We start from the raw sequence: 22,295 nt of genomic DNA on the forward strand, positions 1-22,295 counted from the left end.
CACGCCGCCTTGGCCGATGCTCGGAACCGAGCCCGTGGCCGACGAGAGCCTTCACATCTTCGGCAGACGCACCTCCACGGCGAAACCGGGGCCGAGGTTCTCTGCTCGAACGGCGCCACCCGCCGCGTGCGCGATCGCCGCGACCAGGGCGAGGCCCAGACCGCTCCCCTCCCGTTGGCGGGCCGGGTCGGAACGAGAAAAGCGCTCGAACGCGACGGGGAGGAAGTCCTCGGGCACACCGGGCCCGTCGTCCTCGACCCGGATCACCAGCACGTCGACGTCCTGCTTCACGCGCACCACCACCGTGCCGCGCGCGCCCACGGCCCGGGTGGCGTTCGAGAGCAGGTTGTCGGCGACGCGCGAGATCGCCATCGTGCCGATCTCGTAGCGGGCGCCCGGATCGGCGACCACGATGTCATCGTCGATCCGCAGCCGCCGGTCCGCGACGAGGGTGCGCGCGCGGTCGATCGCGTCGAGCATCTCCGCGGTGATCTCCGAGGCGTCGGCGGTCTCCGGCGGTGCCTCGGCCTCGTCCAGGCGTGAGAGCTCGAGCAGGTTCGTGGCCAGCTCCCCCAGTCGCTGAGCCGACCGCTGCGCGGAGACGAGTCCGGCGTCGAGCTGCTGCGGATCGTCGTGATGCCGGCGGGTCAGCTCGAGCTCAGCCGCGAGGCCGGCGAGCGGGGTGCGGAGCTCGTGGGCGGCATCGGAGACCATCCGCCGCTCCCGCCACGCCGCATCGCGCACCCGCGACACGGAGTCGTTGAGCGTCGAGGCGAGCCGGGCGAGCTCGTCGTCGTTGTCGCCGACGGGCAGCAACTCATCGCCCGCGAGGGTCTCCGCATGGCGCCGCATCTCCTCGACCGGACGCAGCGCCCCGCGCACGAGGAACCACGAGGCGAGCACGAGCACCACGAGCAGGCCGATCCCCATCAGGACGAAGACCAGGTCGATCCCGGAGACGGCCGAGCGGCTGCTGGAGACGTCGCGCGCAGCCCACAGCGACCAGTCCCCCTCCGAGGTCTGCACCAGCCGGCCGACGACGACGTAGGAGCGGCCCTCGTCGTCGCCGAACGTGAAGTCGCTGTCGGACGCGACCGCCGGCAGCGCCCGCCGGACGTCGTCGGGCGCCGTGTCGCGCACGACGCGTCCCGACGGATCCTTGACCACGATCAGCAGGCCGTTCGCCACGGTGTCGGGCGGTTCTCCCGGATTGCGCTGCAGGTCGACCGCGAAGGAACTCAGGTCGGTGCGGGCCAGCTGCACAGCGCTGTCGTGCAGCAGCTGCGAGATCTCGACGCGTGCCACGATCAGCGCGACCGCGAGCACGATCACGCCCACCACGGCGGTGCCGGCCACGAGTCGGGTGCGGATCCGCAACCTCGTCACGCGACGGCCTCCACGATCCGGTATCCCCGGCCGCGGACCGTCTCGATCACGGCCGTCGCACCGGCGCTCTCGAGCTTGCGTCGCACGTAGCGCACATACTGATCCACGACGTTCTGATCGATGTGACGCGTGCCCCACACCTCGTCCAGCATCTCCGGACGGGTCACCACCTCGGGGGTGCGGGTGAGCAGCACCCGCAGCAGGCCGTTCTCGCGGATCGTGAGCAGAACCAGGGCGTCTCCCACCTCGAGACGGCCCGCCGCGAGGTCGAGCACGACGTTGCCGAGCGCGAGGCGCGTCCGCGGCTGCGTTCCGTGCCGGCGCAGCAGGGCCCGGATGCGGGCGCTGAACTCCGCGAGGGCGAACGGCTTCGTCAGGTAGTCGTCCGCCCCGGAGTCCAGTCCCTTCACCCGGTCGTCGACCGCATCGCGTGCGGTGAGCATGAGGATGGGGAACGTGAGATCCCGCGCGCGGATCTGCCGGCATACCTCGAATCCACTGGCGCCGGGCAGCATCACGTCGATCGCCGCCGCGTCGAACGTCGACTCTCCCACGGCGATCAACGCCCGGATCCCGTCCTCGCACACCAGGGGCTCGTGACCGTCGTCGACGAGCGCCCGCGAGACGACCTGCGCCATCGTCGGATCGTCCTCGACCACGAGCACCCGGGCCATCGTCAGGCTCCCAGCCCGGCCGTGCCGAGCAGCCGGCCGACGAGGAACGTCGCCGCGAGGGCCAAGGCGCCGCCGATGACGACCCGCAGGGTGGCCCGCAGCGGATGGGTGCCACCGATCCGTGCGCTGATCGTGCCGGTCAGCACCAGCGCGACGAGCACGGCGGCGAAGCAGACGGGGATGCGCGCCGGCTCCGGCGGCAGCAGGATCGCGACCATCGGCAGCACGGCGCCGATCAGGAACGCGAGGGCCGATGCCGCCGCGGCCGCCCAGGGGCTCACGATGTCGTCCTCGTCGATGTTCAGCTCGACCTCCAGGTGCGCGGCGAGGGCGTCGTGAGCGGTCAGCTCCTCGGCGACGGTGCGCGCCGTCGCCTGACTGAGTCCCTTCGCGCGGTACAGCTCGGTCAGCTCGGCCAGCTCCTGCTCCGGCATCGTCGCGAGCTCGTGCCGCTCCTTCTCGATGAGCGCACGGGTGGTGTCGCGCGAGCTGCTCACCGAGACGTACTCGCCGAGCGCCATCGAGATCGCGCCCCCGACCAGGGCGGCCGAGCCGGCGGCGATGATCGCCGGCAGCGAGGTCGTCGCGCCGGCGACGCCGACGACCACGGCCGCGACCGAGACGATCCCGTCGTTCGCGCCGAGCACCCCAGCCCGGAGCCGGTTCAGGCGATCGGCCGTTCCGGGCGCATGCGGTTCGTGATCGTGCACGAGAGATGAGCTGGTCATGACGGCGACTGTACGACGAGCGGCCCCTGGATGCCGCCGGGTCCCGCCCGACATCGCGCGAGCACCGCGCAACCTCTACGACCCGGAGAGCCCGGTGATCAAGCGCAGGGCACGCAGCCCCTCCGGCGTTCCCGGCCAGTGCCGGTCGAGAGCGGCGGCGCCGGCCGTCCGGGTGACGAAGCGGAGGACGAGGGCGACGATGACGGCGTCGTCGAGGTAGCCGACGACGGGGATGAAGTCGGGCACCAGGTCGATGGGCAGCAGCAGGTAGCCGAGGAGGACCACGAGGACGACGCGCACCCTCCGCGGGACCGACCGATCCGCCACGAGCCGGCGCACCAGCCGCACGACGTCGGGCACGAGCTGCAGCAGGTCGACCAGGCGGGTGCGGTCGCCGGCGCGGCGAGCACCGACCAGCAGCGCGATCACGAGAGCGCCCCACAGCAGCAGCAGGCCACCGGCGATCGCCAGCACGATCGTCCACCACGTCACGAGTGAAGTCTGATCCGTCGAGGCGGCGTGGTCAGCCGGTGACGGCCGCGCGGTCTTCGCGGAAGATGTGCACGGCCTCCCGGATCGCGTAGACCACGATCACGTATCCCGCGAGCGCGTCGGCCCACCACCAGCCGAACGCGGCATTCACTGCGATGCCGATCAGCACGGCGGTCGCGAGGATCCCGTCGATGAACGTCACCCGCCCTTCGGTTTCCAGGACCGCATTGCCGAGCGCCTGGCCGACGCGGCGCTTCCCCGCCGCCAGAGAGAACATCACCACCGCGGTGACCCCCGTCCAGACGATCCCGCCCGCGCTGTCATCCGCCCGGTGACCGGTCGCGAGAGCGACGGTCGACTGCACGAGGAGGTAGGCCGCCAGGGCGACGAACGCGGCGCCGATCAGCCGCAGGGCGAGACGCTGCCGGCGGGCACCCGACCCGGAGAGCTCCCACAGCACGACGGCGCTCGCGCCGATCTCGATCAGACTGTCCAGTCCGAAGCCCGCCAGGGCGACGGAGGAGGCCGTGACGGCGAGGGCCGCGAGAACCACGACGGCGACCACGTTCCACAGCAGAGTGATCCACTCCAGCGCTCGGCCGAGCCGCAGAAGGCGAGCGCTGCCCGATGGAGATGTCTCGCCCACGTGAGACATTGTCCTGCGACGAGGTTGTGGGTGGCTCCGACGGGCGTCGATCCCGTGACCTCACGATTTTCAGTCGTGCGCTCTACCAACTGAGCTACAGAGCCGGTTCGCGGCGGTGGCGAGACCGCCGCGATGGAGAAAGAGCCCTTCCTTGCGGAAAGGCTCTGACATCCGCGACCCTGACGGGACTTGAACCCGCGACCTCCGCCGTGACAGGGCGGCACGCTAACCAACTGCGCTACAGGGCCTTGCTGTTGAATTTGCTCGGTTGCCTCGTTCAGCGTGACCCCAACGGGATTCGAACCCGTGCTGCCGCCGTGAAAGGGCGGTGTCCTAGGCCACTAAACGATGGGGCCGCGAGCGAACCGCACGGCAACCGAGGGTCCAGCATACGGGACCGCGCCGGATGCCGCCAACCGGCAGCGACGATCGCGCGCCTGTGCCGGATGGCGCCCCACACCGGCCCGCGTCCCCGGCGTTCGCGTGACCCGCGGTTAGGTTCAACCCGGCGTTGAGACTTCGAGACGTCTGTTGTTATTGTTAACGATGTTATTCGTGTGAATAGCGCGCGCATGCGCGCGCCATCGCACGGGAGCGGGGAAACCATGGACCGGTCGGGGAAGTCCACGCGGGGGGCGCGCGTTCGCGTGCGGGGCGTCGCGGCATTCGTCGTGCTCGGATTGCTGCCGGCCGGCGTCATCGCCGCATCGCCGGCGGTCGCCGAGCCCACGCCGGTCAGGGTGGCCACCGCGAGCCTTCCCGCGTTGCGTGCCACGGATTACCCCAGCTGGGCCGACGTGCAGGCCGCGCAGCAGGCCGAGTCGGCGACGAAGAACCTCGTCGCGCAGATCCAGGCACAGCTCGCACAACTGACCGCCGCGGCGGCGGCCGCGCAGAAGGACGCCCAGGTCAAGGGCGACGCCTATGCGAAGGCGCAGGAGGCGTACGACGCGCAGGACTACAAGACGCAGCAGCTGCAGGCCCAGGCCGATGCCGCCACGAAGGACGCCGCGGCCGCGCGTCTGAAGGCGGCGCGGCTGGCATCCCAGCTGGCGCGTACCAACGGCGGCATCGACACGACCGCGACCCTTCTCTCGCACCAGGGCGCGGCGAGCGAGCAGCTCTACCGCTTCCAGGCCTACGACCAGTTGATCAAGCAGGCCGAGGGCATCTACGCGCGGGCGATCCAGCTGGAGAAGAACGCGCAGAAGCTGACGGATCAGGCCACCGTGCAGAAGAAGATCCTCGACGAACTGCAGGTGAAGGCCCAGGCCGCGTTCGCCGCCGCGCAGGATGCCGCGACGAAGGCGCAGGCCGCCGTGGACGCGCAGACCGCGCACGCCGCCCAGCTGCAGGCGCAGCTGGCCGTCCTGACGCAGAAGCGCGCGGCGACCCAGGCCGACTACGAGAAGGGTCTCGTCGCCCAGTGGGGCGCGGGCGCCGCGGGCCGCGTGAGCGCCTCCGGCTGGGCGGATCCGTCGAACGGGGTGCTGCTCGACGGGTTCGGGCTGCGCTTCCACCCGATCTACCACGTGTGGAAGCTCCACAGCGGGCAGGACATCGCCGAGGCGTGCGGGCTTCCGATCTACGCCGCACACGCCGGCACGGTCAAGTACGCGGGCTGGTACAGCGACCTCGGCAACTACATCACCATCGATCACGGCAACGGCGTCATCACCGGCTACGGGCACATCCAGCCGGGCGGCATCGGGGTGCACGTGGGACAGCACGTCGGCCCGGGGCAGAACATCGCGCGCGTCGGCATGACCGGCGGCGCGACCGGATGCCACCTGCACTTCATGGTCTACGTGAACGGCTCGCTCACCAATCCGGTGACGTTCATGCGCGCTCGGGGTGTCACTCTTGGCTCGTGAGGACAGCGGCGGCTGATGCATGCCGCCGCCAGGCGGAGCGCGCGCTCGTGGGGAGCGGCTGCTGCTGCCGCATCCCTGTCGCTCGCGCTGGCCCTCAGCGCGGCGCCGGCCGCCGTCGCCGCACCGTCGGACTACCCGACGTGGCAGGACGTGCAGAACGCGAAGAAGAACCAGACGGCCAAGCAGGCCGAGATCGCGACGATCACCGGGCTCGTGCAGAACCTGCAGAAGCAGGCCGATGCCGCCCAGCGCAACGCGCAGACCACGGCGGAGCTGTACTCGATCGCCCAGCTGAACCTGGATGCCGCGAGCCGCAAGGCCGCCCGACTGACCGACCAGCGCAACGAGGCGAAGTCGAAGGCCGCCGCCTCGGCCCGGCGCGCGGGCGCGATCATCGCGCAGCTGGCGCGCACCGGCGGGGGCGACGTGACGCTGGGGCTGGTGGCGGCGTCCCCGCGTGACACCGACCAGCTGCTGGCGCGACTCGGGTCGATGAACCGGCTGAGCGCGGCGTCGCAGGCGATCCTCGAGAAGGCGCAGTTCGACAAGAACGCGGCGGCGGCCCTTGCCAAGCAGGCGACCGTCGCGAAGAACAAGCGCAGCGCCCTGGCGACCGACGCGCAGCAGGCGGCCGACACCGCCCGGAAGGCGGCGGATGCGGCCGACGCGCAGGTCGCGTCGATCCAGGCGAAGCAGCAGGTCATGTTCTCGCAGCTCGCCTCGCTCAAGGGCACCACCGCCACCCTCGAGGCGGGGTACCAGACCCGTCTCGCCGTGGAGGCCGCCGAGGCCGCGCAGAAGGTGCCGACCGGGGGCGGATCGGGCGGCGGAAACGCCGGCGTGGATCCGGACCCGGGTCCGCCGTCTCCGGGCGCGGTGGGCACGGCCATCGCCTACGCCGAGCGGCAGCTCGGCAAACCGTATGCGCTCGGCGGTGCCGGCCCGACCTACTGGGACTGCTCGGGCCTCACGATGATGTCGTACCGCGCGGCGGGCGTGAACATCGGCCCGCACGGATCCACGAGCCAGTACAACACCATGCGCTCCCTCGGCCGTCTCGTGCCACGCAGCGCGGGCATCGTCGCGGGCGACCTGCTCTTCTATGCCGACGGCGGGAGCGCGAGCGCCGAGGTCAAGTACCACGTCGCGATGGCGATCAACGGCTCGCAGATGATCGAGGCGCCGCGTGCCGGGGTGCCCGTGCGCATCGTCGGGATCCGCACGCTCGACCTCGTGCCCTACGTCGGAAGGCCCACCGGATGAGGTTGATCGCCGCCTCCGCCAGCGCGCTCGCGCTGTCCACCGCTCTCGTGCTCGGCAGCGCGCTCGCCGCCGACGCGGCGCCCGCCGACTACCCGAGCTGGCAGGACGTGCAGAACGCCCAGGCCAGCCAGGCCGCCAAGCAGCACGAGATCGACGTGCTGACGGCGGACCTCAAGCTGTCGCAGCAGAAGGCGGCGCAGGCGGAGCAGACCGAGGCGCTCGCGGAGGAGACCTACAACATTGCCGCGGCAGCCCTCGATGCGGCGACCGCGAAGGTCGGTGCTCTGCAGACGCAGCAGAAGGCGGCGCAGGCGACCGCCGATGCGGCACGCAAGCGCGCCGCGGGATTGATCGCCTCGCTCGACCGCACCGGGGGCGGCGACCCGACCCTCGGGATCTTCGTCGGCTCCGGCCCGCAGACCGACCAGCTGCTCGCGCAGCTGGGCTCGATGAACCACCTCAGTCGCACCTCGGCCGGGATCATGCGAACCGCCGAGTACGCGCAGAACGCGGCCCGGGCGCTCGCCCAGCAGGCGTCGGTCGCGGAGGCCAAGCGCAAGGACCTCGCGGCGCAGGCGGCGACGGCGTACGACGCGGCGCAGGCCGCCGCGGCCACGGCGGAGGCGCTCGTCGAGGCCGAGGAGTCGGCGCAGCAGACGATGTTCGCCCAGCTCGCGGCGCTCAAGAAGACGACGGCCGCGGTGGAGGCCGGGTACGCGGCGGGGGTCGCCCAGGCGAACGCGGCGGCCGGCATCCCGCCGCTGCCGTCCGGTGCGATCGGCGCGGTCATCGCGTTCGCGGAACGGCAGCTCGGCAAGCGCTACGTGCTCGGCGGCGCAGGCCCCACCGTGTGGGACTGCTCCGGGCTGACGATGGTCGCGTGGGAGCAGGTCGGCGTCGACATCGGCGGTCACGGGTCGACCATGCAGTACAACCACATGCGCTCGATCGGGCACCTGGTGAACATCCCGCGCAACAGCACGCAGGGCATGCTCCCGGGCGACCTGATCTTCTACTCGGTCAACGGCAATCCCTCGGATGCCGTCAAGACCCACGTCGCGATGTACATCGGCGGCGGCCAGATGATCGAGGCGCCGAACCCGCGGCGACGGGTGCGCATCGTGCCGGTGCGGTACAGCGACTACGAGTCGCGGCTGGTGCCGCAGGTGGGCCGCATCGTCATGTGACGGCCCGCGCTGATCCGCTCAACGGATCGAGCGTTTGCCATCGGATGCGGCCCGCGCGGGCGCGATCGGATGGCAAACGCTCGATCGGTTGCGGCGCGCGCGTGTGACGTCGGCCCGCGGCCGGATCAGTGCGACGGCGGGACGTAGGCCTCCTGGGCCTTCTTGATGAGCCCCTCGGCCGCCTCGGCGCCCTCCCAGCCCTCGGTCTTGACCCACTTGCCGGGCTCGAGGTCCTTGTAGTGCTCGAAGAAGTGCTCGATCTCCTTCTTCGTGTACTCGGGCACGTCGTTCAGGTCCTGGATGTGGTCCCAGCGCGGGTCCTTCGCGGGCACCGCGAGCACCTTGGCGTCACCGCCCCCGTCGTCGGTCATGTGGAAGACCGCGACCGGGCGCACGCTCACGCCGACGCCCGGGAACAGCGGGTACTGCGTGAGCACGAGCACGTCGAGCGGGTCGCCGTCGTCGCCGAGCGTGTGCTCGAAGAAGCCGTAGTCGGTGGGGTAGACGAACGTCGTGTAGAGCACGCGGTCGAGGAACACCCGGCCGGTCTCGTGATCGACCTCGTACTTGTTGCGGCTGCCCCGGGGGATCTCGATGACCGCGTCGTAGTTCGCCATGCTGCTCCTCACGTGTGCGGCAATAACGTTAGTGGATGCCCGATCGGCCCCGACTGACGCCGCCGATCGCCGACGTGCGCCGCGCGGTCCGCACCGCCCTCTCCGATCTCGGCGTGCGCACGGGCGACGGGACCCCGTCGTTCGTGCTGGTGGCGCTGAGCGGGGGGCCCGACTCGCTCGCGCTCGCGGCGGCGGTCGCGTTCGAGGCGCCGCGGGCCGGCGTGGCGGCCGGTGCCGTGGTCGTCGACCACGGGCTGCAGACCGGATCGGCACGGGTCGCCGAGCGTGCGGCGCTCCAGGCGCGCGACCTGGGCCTCGATCCCGTCACCGTGGTGCGCGTCGAGGTCGGTGCGGCCGGCGGTCCGGAGGCCGCGGCGCGCGACGCCCGGTATGCCGCCCTCGAGCAGGCCGCGCGCGCGGCGGGCGCCGACGCCGTGCTGCTCGGGCACACCCTCGACGATCAGGCCGAGACCGTGCTGCTCGGCCTCGCGCGCGGGTCGGGCGCCGCGAGCCTGCAGGGCATGGCGCCGATGAACGGGCTGTGGCGACGGCCGCTGCTCGGCATCCGGCGTGCGCAGACCCGGCAGGCGTGCGCGGATGCCGGGCTCGAGCCGTGGCACGACCCGCACAACGACGATCCGGGGTTCGCGCGCGTGCGGGTGCGGCGCAACGTGCTGCCGGTGCTCGAACGGGAGCTCGGGCCGGGCGTCGCGGAGGCGCTCGCCCGCACCGCCGAGCAGCTGCGGGAGGACAATGAGGCCCTCGACGCGTTCGCCGGCGAGGTCGCCGAGGACCTCGCCGATCACGCCGAGGCGGGGCTGACCCTGCCGGTGACCGCGCTCGCCGCGAACCCCCCGGCGCTGCGCCAGCGGCTCGTGCGCCTGGCCGTGCGGAGCGAGTTCGGGCTCTCGCTCACGCGCGCGCAGACCCTCGAGGTGTGCCGTCTCGTGACCGACTGGCACGGGCAGGCCGGGGTCGATCTGCCCGGCGTTAGGGTGGTGCGGCGGGGCGTGCTCCTGCACTTCGAAAGCACCCAGACGCGCCCGTTGAGCGCCGAATGACGGGAGAGCCCTGATGGAATCCGCCGACGTCGCCGCCGACCTGTCGGGCGTCCTGCACACGGAGGCCGAGATCCGGGGCCGGATCGCCGAGCTGTGCCGAGAGATCGAGCGCGACTACGAGGGCCGCGACCTGCTGCTCATCGGTGTGCTGAAGGGCGCGGTCATGGTCATGGCCGACCTGTCGCGTGAGCTCAAACGCGACGTCGACATGGACTGGATGGCGGTCTCGTCCTACGGCGCCGGTACGCAGTCCTCGGGTGTCGTGCGCATCGTGAAGGACCTCGACACCGACCTCAGCGGCCGGAACGTGCTGATCGTCGAGGACATCGTCGACTCGGGGCTCACGCTCTCGTGGCTGCGCGCCAACCTGCAGACCCGGGGGCCGGCATCGGTCGAGATCTGCGCGCTGCTGCGCAAGCCGGAGGCCGCCAAGGTCGAGATCGACGCCCGCTACGTCGGGTTCGAGATCCCGAACGAGTTCGTCGTGGGTTACGGACTCGACTACGCGCAGCGCTACCGCAACCTGCGCGACGTCGCGGTGCTGGCGCCGCACATCTACAGCTAGCGACCGAGAACCGACGACCGGGACGGTCGTCGGCACTGGCGCCGCGGCGAAGGCCAGAAATGGCCTTCGCTTCTGAGCGGAGCGCGTGCGCCTCCGGCGAACGTCCAGGCAGGGCCAACGCATCGCGCGATAATCTGGGGGCCACTGTCAGGAGCGGGCGCCGTGCCCGAGTGCACCCATGGACTTCAAGCGCATCCTGCGCGGACCGATCATCTGGATCGCGTTGGCGGGCCTCGCCATCGTCATCGCCTATTCGCTGATCACCGCGTCGGGTTTCAAGCAGATCACGACCCAGCAGGGCCTCGACCTCTTGAACGACCAGGGCACGGTCAAGACCGTCAAGGTCGTCGACGGTGACCAGCGGGTCGACATGACGCTCAAGAGCTCGTACAAGGACTTCGGCACGCAGGTGCAGTTCTATTACGTCGCGCCGCGCGGCCTGGACGTCGTGAGCGCGGTCGACAAGTCGGGTGCCAAGTACGACGACCAGGCGCCGTCGACCAACTGGTTCGGCACGATCATCAGCCTCCTGCTGCCCGTACTGTTCATCGGCGCGATCTTCTGGTTCCTGCTCTCGAGCATGCAGGGCGGCGGCAACCGGGTCATGCAGTTCGGCAAGTCGAAGGCCAAGCTCGTCAGCAAGGAGAGCCCCAAGGTCACCTTCGCCGACGTCGCGGGCGCCGACGAGGCGGTCGAGGAGCTGCAGGAGATCAAGGACTTCCTCAAGGACCCGTCCAGGTTCCAGGCGGTGGGGGCGCGCATCCCGAAGGGCGTGCTGCTCTACGGCCCTCCCGGAACCGGCAAGACGCTCCTCGCGCGCGCGGTCGCGGGCGAGGCGGGCGTGCCGTTCTACTCGATCTCGGGCTCGGACTTCGTGGAGATGTTCGTCGGCGTCGGCGCGAGCCGCGTGCGCGACCTCTTCGAGCAGGCCAAGCAGAACTCGCCGGCGATCATCTTCGTCGACGAGATCGACGCGGTCGGACGCCACCGCGGCGCCGGCCTCGGCGGCGGGCACGACGAGCGCGAGCAGACGCTGAACCAGCTGCTCGTCGAGATGGACGGGTTCGACGTCAAGACCAACGTCATCCTGATCGCGGCGACCAACCGCCCCGACATCCTCGACCCGGCCCTGCTGCGCCCCGGGCGCTTCGACCGCCAGATCGGCGTCGACGCCCCGGACCTCGAGGGCCGCAAGAAGATCCTGTCGGTGCACGCCAAGGGCAAGCCGATGGCCAAGGGCGTCGACCTCGAGGTGCTCGCGCGCAAGACGCCGGGCTTCACCGGGGCCGACCTGGCCAACGTGCTCAACGAGGGCGCCCTGCTCACCGCGCGCAGCAACGCGCAGCTCATCGACAACCGCGCCCTGGATGAGGCGGTCGACCGCGTCATGGCCGGCCCGCAGCGCCGCACCCGCGTGATGAAGGACAAGGAGAAGCTCATCACCGCGTACCACGAGGGCGGCCACGCCCTCGCCGCGGCGGCGATGCGCCACACCGACCCCGTGACCAAGGTGACGATCCTGCCGCGCGGCCGGGCCCTCGGCTACACGATGGTGCTGCCGCTGGAGGACAAGTACTCCGTCACCCGCAACGAGTTGCTCGACCAGCTCGCCTACGCGATGGGCGGCCGCGTCGCCGAGGAGATCGTGTTCCACGACCCCACCACCGGCGCCTCGAACGACATCGAGAAGGCGACCGGCATCGCGCGCAAGATGGTGACCGAGTACGGGATGTCGACCGACATCGGCGCCGTCAAGCTCGGCCAGTCGCAGGGCGAGGTCTTCCTCGGCCGCGACATGGGTCACCAGCGCGACTACTCGGAGGACATCGCCGAGAAGGTCGACCTCGAGGTGCGCAAGCTCATCGACGCCGCACACGACGAGGCGTACTCGGTGCTCAACGCGAACCGCGACATCCTGGACAAGCTGGCGCGGGAACTGCTCGAGAAGGAGACGCTCGACCACGAGCAGCTGGCCACCATCTTCGCGGATGTGCGGAAGCTGCCGGAGCGACCGCAGTGGCTGTCGAGCACGAAGCGTCCGATCAGCGACCAGCCGCCGATCGAGATGCCGAAGGCACCCATCGACCTGGGGGCGACCGACGGCGGCGTGGACTCCGAGCAGACGCCGTCGCGCCCCAAGCGCGCACCGCGTCCGCGCAAGAGTCCCGGCATCGCGACCGCATGACTCTGCGCGCCGCCGCTTCTGCGGCGCGACCGCTCCGCCGACCGCGCGCGAGCGCTCGGCTCCGCTGGCGTAGGGCGTGCGGATGACGCGGCTGCTCGGCATCCTCAACGTCACCCCCGACTCGTTCAGCGACGGCGGCGTCTGGGAGGACACGGCCGCCGCGATCGACCGCGGCGTGGAGCTGCGCGAGCTCGGCGCGGACTACGTCGACGTGGGCGGCGAGTCGACCCGACCCGGCGCCGCCCCGGTCGACGTGGACGAGGAGCGCCGGCGCGTGCTCCCCGTCGTCGCGGGGCTCGCCGATCGGCGCGTGCCCGTCAGCATCGACACGATGCACGCCGAGGTGGCGCGCGCCGCGATCGACCTGGGCGCGCGGATCGTCAACGACGTGTCGGGCGGCCTCGCCGATCCGGGCATGGCGCCGCTGATCGCCGCACGCGAGGTGCCGTACATCGCCATGCACTGGCGGGGCGGGGCCGACGAGCCGGTGCGGCACGACGACGTCGTGGCCGAGGTCCGCGCCGAGCTGAAGGCCCGCGTCGCCGAGTTGATCGTCTTCGGCGTCGATCCCGCCCGCCTGATCGTCGACCCCGGCCTGGGCTTCGCCAAGGACGGGACGCACAACTGGGCGCTGCTCGGACACCTGGAGGAGTTCGCCGGCCTCGGGGCGGGGGTGCTCGTGGGCGCCTCCCGGAAGCGCTTCGTCGGGGAGCTGCTGCCGCCCGAGGCTTCCATGGAGGAGCGCGACACTCCGAGCGCGATCATCACGGCTCTCGCCGCGCGCTCCGGCGCGTGGGGCGTGCGGGTGCACGACGTCGCCGCGAGCCGGCGGGCCCTCGACGTCTGGGAGCGCTGGGAGCGCGGCGCGCAGGACTACCGGGCGCCCGCGGCGCTGACCGCCGGTGCGGCGGTCGAGGCGGAGCGCGGCACGGAGCTCGACGCGGAATCCGCCGTCGATCTGCGGCCCGAGACCGTGGCGACCTCGTGAGCGACTCGATCGAGCTCGTCGGCCTGCGCGCGATCGGTCACCACGGCGTCTTCGCGCACGAGCGCCAGAACGGGCAGCCGTTCCTCATCGACGTGCTCGTGCGACTGCCGCTCGGCGACGCCGCCGGCTCCGACGACCTCGCCCGCACCGTGCACTACGGCGAACTCGCGGAGCAGGCGGTCGCCGCCGTCGAGCGGGATCCGGTGGACCTCATCGAGACGGTGGCCGAGCGGGTCGCCGCGGTCGCCCTGTCGTTCCCGGCCGTCGAATCGGTGCGGGTCACGGTGCACAAGCCCGAGGCGCCGATCGCGGTGCCGTTCGACGACGTGCGCGTCGTGATCGAGCGGAGCCGGTCGTGACCGTTCCCCGCGTCGCGGCCGCCGTGGTCGCGTACGGCGCGAACCTCGGCGACCGTCGGGCGACCGTCCTCGCGGCCGTCGCCGACCTCGCCTCGGCGGAGGGCGTTGAGGTGACCGCGGTCTCCGACGCGATCGAGACGGTGGCGCTGCGACCGCAGGGCGAGGATCCGACCGCACCGGCCTACCTCAACGGGGTCGTGCTGCTGCGCACGACGCTGCCGCCCGACGACCTGCTCGCGCTCCTGCACCGCATCGAGGCCGACCACGGCCGCGTGCGCACCGAGCACTGGGGCGATCGCACGCTCGACCTGGATCTCGTGGACTACGACGGCGAGAGGCGCGACGATCCCGCCCTCACGCTGCCGCATCCGCGCGCCGCCGAGCGCGCGTTCGTGCTGCGCCCGTGGCACCAGGTCGATCCGGATGCCGTGCTCCCCGGCCGGGGACGGGTCGCCGACCTGCTCACCGCGCTCGAGGCGACATCGTGAAGCACACCAGTCCCGCGCTTCTCGTCGCGATCGCGGCCTTCGGCGGCGTCGCCGGATTCGGCATCCAGGCGGCGCTGGCGGCGGCGAGCCTGGCCAAACTGCGGCCGGAGTACACGTTCCCGCTCAGTCTCGTGATCATCGCGGCCCTCGTGATCGTGCTGGCGGTGCCCATCCGCCGGGCGGTCCGCGGATCCCAGCGCCAGCTCATCAACCCGTTCTACGCGACGCGGGTCGTCGTGCTCGCCAAGGCGAGCAGCATCGTGGGCGCGCTGCTCGCGGGCGGTGCGCTCGGGCTGCTCGCCGATCTCGTGCTGCGCGGGTCGCCCAATGGCGAGACGTTCGGACGCATCCTCGCCGCGCTCGCCGGGGGCATCGTGCTGCTCATCGCGGGACTGGTCGCCGAGTACCTCTGTCGGGTGCCGCCGCACGATGACGATGACGACCGGCACGGCGGTCACCCCGAGCGGGTACGGTCATAGCGATGTCCGCCCGCCTCGATCCCGCGCCCGGTGACTGGAAGCGGGTCGCCCCGCGCTACGTCTGGGTCGACCTGGTCGGCACCATCGTGGGCTGGGTCGTGATCACGGTCGCCGTCTCGCTGCCGTGGTGGGTCTCGCATCAGGCGTGGATGCTCGTCTTCCCGGCCGCCGCGTTCGTCATCCTGGTGCTGCTCGCGGCCTTCACGCCGCGCCGCGTGCGCTCGATCGGATATCGGCTCCGCGACGACGACCTGCTCTTCCGCCGAGGGCTGATGTTCCAGCGCTTCGTCGCGGTGCCGTACGGCCGCATGCAGCTCGTCGACATCAACCGGGGCCCGCTCGACCGGGCGCTCGGTCTCGCCGGACTCCGGCTCGTCACCGCCGCGGCGGCGAGCAACGTGACGGTGCCCGGTCTGCCGATGGCCGACGCCGAGGAGCTGCGCGACCGCCTCGTCGAGCTCGCGGAGACGCGCCGGGCGGGGCTGTGAGCTCTCTTCCCCCGGCATCCGCGCCCGTCGATCCGGCGGCCGCCAGGAAGGCGGAGGACCTCGCCGACGGCGAATGGCACCGCCTCCATCCGGCGACGCCGCTGCTGCGCGGCGGCATCGCGTTCATCGCCATCGTCGGCATCGTCATCAGCCAGCTGCGTGAGCGACTCGTCGATCTCTTCGTGCCGCAGGCCGGCGACTACGGCGGCGGCGATCCCATCGACCTCATCGTGCGCCACCAGCTCGTGCCGATCGCCTTGCTCATCGTGTTCGGGGTGCTGCTGATCGTGATCGGCATCTTCTACCTGTCGTGGCGCATGCACACCTTCCGCATCACGGGCGACGAGGTGGAGGTGCGCAGCGGCATCCTGTTCCGCACCAATCGCAAGGGGCGCCTCGACCGCATCCAGGGCGTCGATGTGACCCGCCAGGTGCTCCCGCGGATCTTCGGTGCCGCGAGGCTCGAGATCAAGGTGGCCGGCCAGGACGCCAACGTCAACCTCGCCTACCTCTCCAGCCGCAGCGCGGACGCGCTGCGCCGGGTGATCCTGCGCCGGGCGTCGGGGCTGCGCGAGCAGACGCTCGCCGCCGCGTCGGATCCGGCGGACGCCGCCGGTGCGGCCGCGATCCTGAACCAGCGGTACCAGGAGTTCACCGCACCGGAGCTCGACCCGTCGCTGGCACCGCCCACCTCGGTCGTGCAGATGCACCCCGGGCGGCTGGTCGGCTCGACCGTGCTCAGCACCGCCACGCTGTGGTTCGTCGTGATCCTCGCCGTCGCGGTCGGTATGGCGATCGGATTCCACGTCTACGAGGTGCTGTTCGGCCTCGTGCCGCTGCTGTTCGGTCTCGGCTCGGTGCTCGTGCGCCGCGTCACGAAGTCGCTGCGGTACTCGATCGCCGGCACGGCCGACGGGGTGCGCGTCGGCTACGGCCTGCTCTCGCTGAGCAACGAGACACTGCCGCCCGGCCGCATCCACTCCGTGCAGGTCAGCCAGGAGCTGCTGTGGCGGCCGTTCGACTGGTGGGAGGTGCGGGTCAACCTCGCGAGCCGCTCGCGCGAGCGCGGCCAGGAGGGTCGGCGCGGCACGATGATCCTGCCGGTAGGCAGCCGCGCCGAGGTGCTGAAGGTGCTCGAGCTCACGCTGCCCGAGCTGCTCGCCGCGGAGGGCATGGAGCCGCTCGTGCGCGCATCGCTCGAGGGCGGCCGCCCGGACGACGGCTTCACGGTCTCGCCGCCCCGCGCCCGCATCCTGCGCTGGTTCTCGCGTCGCCGCAACGGCTTCGCCTTGCGACCGGATGCCGTGCTGCTGCGTCGCGGAGCCATCTGGCGCGACCTCGTGGTCGTGCCGGCGGCGCGCATGCAGAGCGTGGCGGTGCACCAGGGGCCGCTGCTGCGCCGGCTGCGGCTGGCCGCCATCCACGTGCACACCGTCGCGGGTCCGATCACCGCCCGGCTCGGGGCCCTCGACGCGGACGATGCCGCGGGATTCTTCCGCGACGCGGCCGCCGCGGACGTCGCGGCCGCCGTCGCCGACCGCTCGCACCGCTGGGGAGCGCAGCGCTCGGAGCTCGCTCCGCCACGGGCGCACGACCGACGCCCCGAGTTCCCGGCGGCGCCGGCGTGAGCGCGGCATGAGCCCGGCGTCATGAGCGCCGACCGCGACGGCCGCCTCGGCATCGGGATCGTCGGGGCCGGACGTGTCGGGCCGGTGCTGGGCGCCTCGCTCGGCGGGGCGGGCCACGCGATCGTGGGCATCAGCGCCGTCTCGCAATCCAGCCGCGACCGCGCGGAGGCGATGCTGCCGGGCGTGCCGGTGCTCACAGTGCCCGAGATCGTGGAGCGGAGCGAGTTGGTGCTGCTCGCCGTGCCGCCGGATCAGTTGCCGGAGCTCGTGGCCGGGCTGGCGGCGACCGGGGCATGGCAGCCGGGACAGCTGGTCGTGCACACCGCGGCGGAGTACGGCGTCGGCGTGCTCGCCCCCGCGCTGTCGGCCGGCGCGATCCCGCTCGCCATCCATCCGGCGATGGCGTTCACCGGCACGAGCATCGACCTCGCGCGGCTGCGGGACGCCTGGTGCGCCGTCACGGCGCCCGGCCCCGTGCTGCTGATCGGCCAGGCACTGGTCGTCGAGATGGGGGCGGAGCCCGTCGTCATCGCCGAGGCCGACCGCCCCGCGTACGCCGAGGCGATCGGCGCGGCCTCGGAGTTCTCGTCGGCCGTCGTCGGGCAGTCGGTCGAGCGACTGCGGGCCATCGGCGTCGAGCGACCGGGGCGGATGCTCGGACCGCTCGTGCGCTCGGCCGTGGAGAACGCCCTCGACGCGGGCGACGCCGGCGACCCCGCTGTCGGCTAGCGGTCGCACGGCGTCGGCGGCCGCCCGATCACGGCAGACGGGCTCCGAATCGCCTGTGGCGTTCGGCCATGTCCGCATGCGCGCAGGGCCGGGTCGCGCCGGAGTTCATGTATCCGAACTTCAGTTTTCATAGCCGAAACGCGTGGCTAGAGTTGCCGCACTTACTCACACATGCACCAATCGGCATAAGGAGGCATCAATGCGGATACCCCGACGCACACTGGTGGTGGGGGCCGTCGGCGTCGCCGTCGCGCTCGCGCTCACGGCATGCGGACCCTCGAACAGCCCGGCTCCCTCATCGAGCGGCGGCAAGCCGTCCGGCACCCTGCAGATCGCTCATTGGGACTTCCTCGCCCCCAACTACGGCCAGCAGATGCAGGACATCATCAAGGGCTACGAGAAGTACAACCCGAAGGCGACGATCGAGACGGTCGGCATCGTGCGGGCCGACTACGAGACGAAGCTCAAGATCCAGCTCTCGGCCGGCGGCGGTCCCGACCTGTTCACGATGGCCGACACCTTCCTTCCGACGGTCGCCGCGGCCAACCTGCTCGAGCCTCTGGACAATGTCCTGACGCCGACGACCAAGAAGGCGCTCAACTCGACCAACAAGGGCGGCGTCTACAACAACAAGCAGGTCGCCGTCACCTGGCAGATCGCGCCGTATGCGTTCCTGTGGAACAAGGACATCCTGGCTCAGGCGGGCGTCAAGCCGCCGACGACCTTCGACGAGCTCGTCGACGCCGCCGTCACGATCAAGCAGAAGCTGGGGATCACGGGCTTCGCGGTGCGCAGCCGCCTGGCGGAGGAGACCCCGTGGTGGGTCGACTTCAACAACTGGATCCAGGGCTACGGCGGATCGTGGTCGGACGGCAAGAAGCTGACCATCGACAGCCCGCAGAACGTCGCCGCGCTGACGGCGTTCAAGAAGATGTACGACTCCGGCGCCTTCTCGGTCGGTGACGACGCGTCCACCTTCCGCACGAAGTTCAGCGAGGGTCAGGTCGCCATGATGATCGACGCGACCGGAGCCCCGCCCGCGATGATCAGCGCGAAGGTGCCCTCGACGTCGATGATCTCGTCGCCGCTGCCGTTTCCCAAGCCCTACACGAGCCAGGTCGGCATCTACTTCGGCATCAACGCGCACACCAAGAACAAGGCGCTCGCGGAGGACTTCCTCAACTGGTTCCTCACGAAGGACACGCAGCAGGCGCTCTCGGAGAACCTCGGCAACACCTCGACCCTCGCCACCAAGACCACGGTCTCGGACGAGTTCCTCGCCAAGAACCCGTGGGCCGTCGGCTACCGCGAGGACGGCGAGAACACCCGCAGCTCGGTGATCCGCGGCTTCGAGAGCGTGACGCCGCAGATCGCGCACACGGTGCTCAGCCAAGTCGAGAAGGTGCTCCTGCAAGACGTCTCGCCACAGCGGGCGTTGTCGGACGCGGCCAGCTCCCTGAAGTAAGCCGATCGATCCGCCGTGGGGTGGAGCGCGCCTGGCGCCCCACCCCACGGCCACGGAGTGAAGGACACCGGATGACGACGGCCGCGCCGACCTCGAGGATCCGCCGCCGGAACGCGGCGGCAGCCATCGCGCCCTACCTCTTCGTGGGGGCTGCCGCGATCTACCTGCTGTTCTTCATGGTCGTGCCCATGGCACGCGGCCTGTGGTTCAGCTTCACCGACGCGACGCTTCTCAATCCCGACGGCGGGCAGTTCGTCGGAGGGAAGAACTACGGCGACCTCCTCACGAGCGGTGCGTTCTACTCCTCGCTCCTCACGACCCTGCTCTACACCGCGGGCACCGTGATCGGGTCGCTCCTGTTCGGCACCGTCGCCGCCGTCGCCTTGAGCGAGCGGATCCGCGGCCGGGCGGTCTTCCGGGCCCTTCTGACGATCCCGTGGGCCGTGCCGTCGGTCGCGGCGGTGCTCGTCTTCATCTGGATCTTCAACGTCGAGAGCGGGGTCGCCAACCGGGCGACGAAAGCGCTCGGGATCGGAGCCCAGGGCTGGCTGCTCGACCCCAAGCTCGGGCTGCTCTCGGTAACGCTCGTGAGCGTGTGGAAGGTCTTCCCGTTCGTGATGCTCGTCGTGCTCGCCGCACTGCAGGGCGTGCCGGGCGAGCTGCGGGAAGCGGCGCGGGTCGACGGAGCCGACCGCCTGAACGTCTTCCGCACCGTCACCCTCCCGCACATCGTCCCGACCCTGCGCATCGTGGCGCTGCTCATGACGATCTGGTCGATCCGCCGTTTCGAGGTGATCTACCTCCTGACCGGTGGCGGTCCGATCGACACGACCAACACGATCGTCATCAGCGTCTACCGCGAGGCCTTCCAGAACTCCCAGCTCGGCCAGGCGGCCGCCATCGGCATGCTCGGACTGTGCCTGTCGATGGTCGTGACCGTCGTCTACTTCCTGTCCGACCGCAGCGACGCGCGAAAGGACGCCCGATGAGGCGCCGCCGATTCCCTCCGATCGCCCGCATCGCGATCATCCTGGTGCTGATCGTGCTGGCCGGGTTCCCCATCTACTGGATGTACGACACGGCGATCACCCCGCGCGATCAGCTCTTCACGGGCCAGCCGCTGATCCCGGATGTGACCCGGACGCCGCAGATCTTCGACGTCTTCACCAGCGGGGTCCCGCTCCTGCAATGGCTCGCGAACAGCTCGATCGTCGCGTTCTGCACGACGTTCCTCAGCCTGCTCCTTGCCGTGCTCGCCGGTTACGGGCTCTCGCGGTACCGCTTCCATGGCCGGGGAGTCGTGGGCTTCATCCTGTTCGCGACGCAGATGCTGCCCGAGGCGCTGCTCATCGTGCCGCTGTACGCCCTCTTCGCCGGCCTCGGTCTGCTCAACGGCCTCGTGGGACTGGTGCTCGCCGACACCGCGTTCGTCATGCCGGTGGCGGTGTGGATCGTCAAGTCGGCGATGGACTCGATCCCCTACGAGATCGAGGAGGCGGCACGCGTCGACGGCTGTCCCCGCTTCGTCATCCTGCTCCGCATCATGCTGCCGCTGTCGGCGCCCTCGATCGCGGCAGCCGCCGTCATCATGTTCTTCGACGCGTGGAACGAATACCTCTTCGCCTCGACGTTCATCCAGGATCGGGACAAGTGGACCGCGTCCGTCGGGCTCTCGTCCTTCATCGGGGAGTTCATCACCCCGCTCTCGACCGTCTTCTCGGCGGCCATCGTGTTCACGATCCCGGCGATCGTGTTCTTCCTGCTCGTTCAGCGTCATATCGTCAGCGGCCTCACGGCCGGGTCAGTGAAGGGGTGAAGATGCCCGCCTTGACGTTCTCGTCGGTGAGCAAGTCGTTCGGCAGCTCAGAAGTCATCAGCGACTTCACGGCGGAGATCCCGGACCGGGAGTTCCTGGTGCTGCTCGGGCCCTCCGGCTGCGGGAAGTCGACCATGCTCCGGATGATCGCCGGCCTCATCGACATCAGCTCCGGCGACCTCCTCTTCGACGGCAGGCGAGTCAACGAGCTGGAGCCCCGGGAGCGCAACATCGCGTTCGTCTTCCAGTCGTACGCCCTGTATCCGCACCTCACGGTGCGCGCGAACATCGCGTTCCCGCTTCTCATGGACCGCTTCCGCTGGTGGCAGCACATCCCCGGCATCTGGTCCATCGAGCGCCGGCGCGCGATGCGCCTGCCGGAGGTCGCTCGCAAGGTGGCCGAGATCGCGGAGATCATGGAGCTCACCCCACTCCTCGATCGCCGCCCCAAGACGCTCTCGGGCGGCCAGCGACAGCGCGTCGCACTGGCCCGCGCGCTCGTTCGCGACCCCTCGATCTACCTGCTCGACGAGCCCCTCTCGAACCTCGACGCGAAGCTGCGGTCGCAGATGCGCATCGAGATCTCGACGATGTACCAGAAGGTCGGCAAGACGTTCGTCTACGTCACCCATGACCAGGTCGAGGCGATGACGATGGGGACGCGGATCGTGTTGCTGGACGGCGGCATCATCCAGCAGCAGGGAACCCCGACGGAGATCTACGAGCGCCCCGCCAACGCGTTCGTCGCTCGCTTCATCGGATCGCCCGCGATGAACCTCATCCCCGTCGAGGTCGCGCACGGCGGGGTGCGCATCCCGGATGCGGGCATCCTCCCCGTCTCCGACGCCCCGGTCGCGGCGGGGCAATCCGTGACTCTCGGCGTCCGCGCGGAGAAGATCGCTCTCGCCGCGTCAGGGGGAGACGGACTCCACGGGCACGTCGCGATCGTCGAGCGCCTCGGCGCCGAGACGGTCGTGGGGTTCCGGTTCGGGGATGCGGAGGCCGCGACGCTCGGTGCCGGCGCGGTGCGCGACCTCTACTACGCGCGCATCCCCGGTGAGGTCGACCTCGCCGTCGGCGATCCGTGCGCGATCAGCCTGAGTCTCGCGGGCGCGTCGTGGTTCGACCCGGCGAGCGGCGAGCGGCTGGAACCGGCGGTCGCGGCTCGATGACGAGA

General features: G+C 70.9%; 23 protein-coding genes and 3 tRNA genes. 17 read left to right on the forward strand and 9 right to left on the reverse strand.

Translation table 11 applies throughout. The features are described 5' to 3' along the window. Positions 1-51: 51 nt before the first annotated feature. The 8 genes from ABD285_RS04855 to ABD285_RS04890 all read right to left on the reverse strand — a co-directional run bounded on the left by ABD285_RS04855 (position 52) and on the right by ABD285_RS04890 (position 4,282). Entirely contained in the window at positions 52-1,386 is a 1,335-nt protein-coding gene (locus ABD285_RS04855; RefSeq protein ID WP_284254146.1) for a sensor histidine kinase, read from the reverse strand. Continuing rightward, positions 1,383-2,060, reverse strand: a complete 678-nt coding sequence (locus tag ABD285_RS04860) for a response regulator transcription factor (protein ID WP_284254147.1) — start codon at positions 2,058-2,060, stop codon at positions 1,383-1,385. Before ABD285_RS04860 ends, ABD285_RS04855 begins: the two co-directional genes overlap by 4 nt. Before the next feature lie 2 nt (positions 2,061-2,062). Next, positions 2,063-2,788, reverse strand: a complete 726-nt coding sequence (locus ABD285_RS04865) for a VIT1/CCC1 transporter family protein (RefSeq protein WP_284254148.1) — start codon at positions 2,786-2,788, stop codon at positions 2,063-2,065. A 75-nt stretch (positions 2,789-2,863) separates the two neighbouring features. Continuing rightward, complete coding sequence (locus ABD285_RS04870) at positions 2,864-3,280, reverse strand: YkvA family protein (protein WP_284254149.1); 417 nt, start codon at positions 3,278-3,280, stop codon at positions 2,864-2,866. A 31-nt stretch (positions 3,281-3,311) separates the two neighbouring features. Next, positions 3,312-3,926, reverse strand: a complete 615-nt coding sequence (locus ABD285_RS04875; RefSeq protein WP_284254150.1) for a cation efflux transmembrane domain-containing protein — start codon at positions 3,924-3,926, stop codon at positions 3,312-3,314. 31 nt (positions 3,927-3,957) lie between these two features. Next, positions 3,958-4,030: transfer RNA gene (locus ABD285_RS04880), tRNA-Phe, on the reverse strand. 70 nt (positions 4,031-4,100) lie between these two features. After that, positions 4,101-4,174, reverse strand: a tRNA-Asp gene (locus tag ABD285_RS04885). 35 nt (positions 4,175-4,209) lie between these two features. After that, positions 4,210-4,282: transfer RNA gene (locus ABD285_RS04890), tRNA-Glu, on the reverse strand. Positions 4,283-4,531: 249 nt separating this feature from the next. On the opposite strand from ABD285_RS04890, the gene ABD285_RS04895 reads away from it, so the two are divergent. The 3 genes from ABD285_RS04895 to ABD285_RS04905 are packed head-to-tail and all read left to right on the forward strand — an operon-like array spanning position 4,532 to position 8,250. Continuing rightward, complete coding sequence (locus ABD285_RS04895) at positions 4,532-5,800, forward strand: M23 family metallopeptidase (RefSeq protein WP_344200750.1); 1,269 nt, start codon at positions 4,532-4,534, stop codon at positions 5,798-5,800. A gap of 15 nt (positions 5,801-5,815) precedes the next feature. Then, on the forward strand, positions 5,816-7,063 hold the full coding sequence (locus ABD285_RS04900) for a C40 family peptidase (protein WP_344200753.1): 1,248 nt from the start codon (positions 5,816-5,818) through the stop codon (positions 7,061-7,063). Further along, positions 7,060-8,250: a C40 family peptidase gene (locus ABD285_RS04905; RefSeq protein WP_284254154.1), complete on the forward strand. Its 1,191-nt coding sequence runs from the start codon at positions 7,060-7,062 to the stop codon at positions 8,248-8,250. The genes ABD285_RS04900 and ABD285_RS04905 overlap by 4 nt, the downstream gene beginning before the upstream one ends. Positions 8,251-8,375: 125 nt before the next feature. Here the strand turns inward: ABD285_RS04905 and ppa are convergent, their stop codons facing one another. Then, positions 8,376-8,867 (reverse strand): inorganic diphosphatase, encoded by a 492-nt coding sequence (gene ppa, locus ABD285_RS04910; RefSeq protein ID WP_284254155.1) that lies wholly within the window; start codon positions 8,865-8,867, stop codon positions 8,376-8,378. A 35-nt stretch (positions 8,868-8,902) separates the two neighbouring features. Between ppa and tilS the strand changes: the two genes are divergently transcribed. The 14 genes from tilS (at position 8,903) to ABD285_RS04980 (ending at position 22,290) form a co-directional block, all read left to right on the forward strand. Next, positions 8,903-9,928: a tRNA lysidine(34) synthetase TilS gene (gene tilS, locus ABD285_RS04915; protein WP_344200756.1), complete on the forward strand. Its 1,026-nt coding sequence runs from the start codon at positions 8,903-8,905 to the stop codon at positions 9,926-9,928. 13 nt (positions 9,929-9,941) lie between these two features. Next, entirely contained in the window at positions 9,942-10,493 is a 552-nt protein-coding gene (hpt, locus tag ABD285_RS04920; RefSeq protein ID WP_284254156.1) for a hypoxanthine phosphoribosyltransferase, read from the forward strand. Positions 10,494-10,671: 178 nt separating this feature from the next. Next, positions 10,672-12,678, forward strand: coding sequence for an ATP-dependent zinc metalloprotease FtsH (ftsH, locus tag ABD285_RS04925; RefSeq protein ID WP_284254157.1), 2,007 nt, complete (start codon positions 10,672-10,674; stop codon positions 12,676-12,678). A gap of 82 nt (positions 12,679-12,760) precedes the next feature. Next, on the forward strand, positions 12,761-13,666 hold the full coding sequence (folP, locus tag ABD285_RS04930) for a dihydropteroate synthase (RefSeq protein WP_284254158.1): 906 nt from the start codon (positions 12,761-12,763) through the stop codon (positions 13,664-13,666). Continuing rightward, complete coding sequence (folB, locus tag ABD285_RS04935) at positions 13,663-14,025, forward strand: dihydroneopterin aldolase (RefSeq protein WP_284254159.1); 363 nt, start codon at positions 13,663-13,665, stop codon at positions 14,023-14,025. The genes folP and folB overlap by 4 nt, the downstream gene beginning before the upstream one ends. Continuing rightward, on the forward strand, positions 14,022-14,513 hold the full coding sequence (folK, locus tag ABD285_RS04940; protein ID WP_284254160.1) for a 2-amino-4-hydroxy-6-hydroxymethyldihydropteridine diphosphokinase: 492 nt from the start codon (positions 14,022-14,024) through the stop codon (positions 14,511-14,513). The genes folB and folK overlap by 4 nt, the downstream gene beginning before the upstream one ends. Next, on the forward strand, positions 14,510-14,992 hold the full coding sequence (locus ABD285_RS04945; protein WP_284254161.1) for a DUF3180 domain-containing protein: 483 nt from the start codon (positions 14,510-14,512) through the stop codon (positions 14,990-14,992). Before folK ends, ABD285_RS04945 begins: the two co-directional genes overlap by 4 nt. A gap of 2 nt (positions 14,993-14,994) precedes the next feature. Next, the gene (locus tag ABD285_RS04950) at positions 14,995-15,480 is read left to right on the forward strand and encodes a PH domain-containing protein (RefSeq protein ID WP_284254162.1); all 486 of its coding nucleotides are present in this window, start codon (positions 14,995-14,997) and stop codon (positions 15,478-15,480) included. Beyond that, positions 15,477-17,108 (forward strand): PH domain-containing protein, encoded by a 1,632-nt coding sequence (locus tag ABD285_RS04955; protein WP_344200762.1) that lies wholly within the window; start codon positions 15,477-15,479, stop codon positions 17,106-17,108. Before ABD285_RS04950 ends, ABD285_RS04955 begins: the two co-directional genes overlap by 4 nt. Positions 17,109-17,129: 21 nt before the next feature. Continuing rightward, positions 17,130-17,837, forward strand: a complete 708-nt coding sequence (locus ABD285_RS04960) for a Rossmann-like and DUF2520 domain-containing protein (protein ID WP_284254164.1) — start codon at positions 17,130-17,132, stop codon at positions 17,835-17,837. 199 nt (positions 17,838-18,036) lie between these two features. Continuing rightward, positions 18,037-19,302 (forward strand): ABC transporter substrate-binding protein, encoded by a 1,266-nt coding sequence (locus ABD285_RS04965; protein WP_284254165.1) that lies wholly within the window; start codon positions 18,037-18,039, stop codon positions 19,300-19,302. Between the two features lie 71 nt (positions 19,303-19,373). Continuing rightward, positions 19,374-20,291 carry a carbohydrate ABC transporter permease gene (locus ABD285_RS04970; RefSeq protein WP_284254166.1) on the forward strand — a complete coding sequence of 306 codons (918 nt, stop codon included), beginning with the start codon at positions 19,374-19,376 and terminating at the stop codon, positions 20,289-20,291. Further along, a complete protein-coding gene (locus ABD285_RS04975; RefSeq protein WP_344200767.1) occupies positions 20,288-21,118 on the forward strand; it encodes a carbohydrate ABC transporter permease in 831 nt (276 codons plus the stop codon). The genes ABD285_RS04970 and ABD285_RS04975 overlap by 4 nt, the downstream gene beginning before the upstream one ends. Before the next feature lie 2 nt (positions 21,119-21,120). Continuing rightward, positions 21,121-22,290 carry an ABC transporter ATP-binding protein gene (locus ABD285_RS04980; RefSeq protein ID WP_344200769.1) on the forward strand — a complete coding sequence of 390 codons (1,170 nt, stop codon included), beginning with the start codon at positions 21,121-21,123 and terminating at the stop codon, positions 22,288-22,290. Positions 22,291-22,295 lie beyond the last annotated feature (5 nt).

This window comes from Pseudolysinimonas kribbensis (genome assembly GCF_039531715.1).
Classification (GTDB): Bacteria; Actinomycetota; Actinomycetes; order Actinomycetales; family Microbacteriaceae; genus Pseudolysinimonas; species Pseudolysinimonas kribbensis.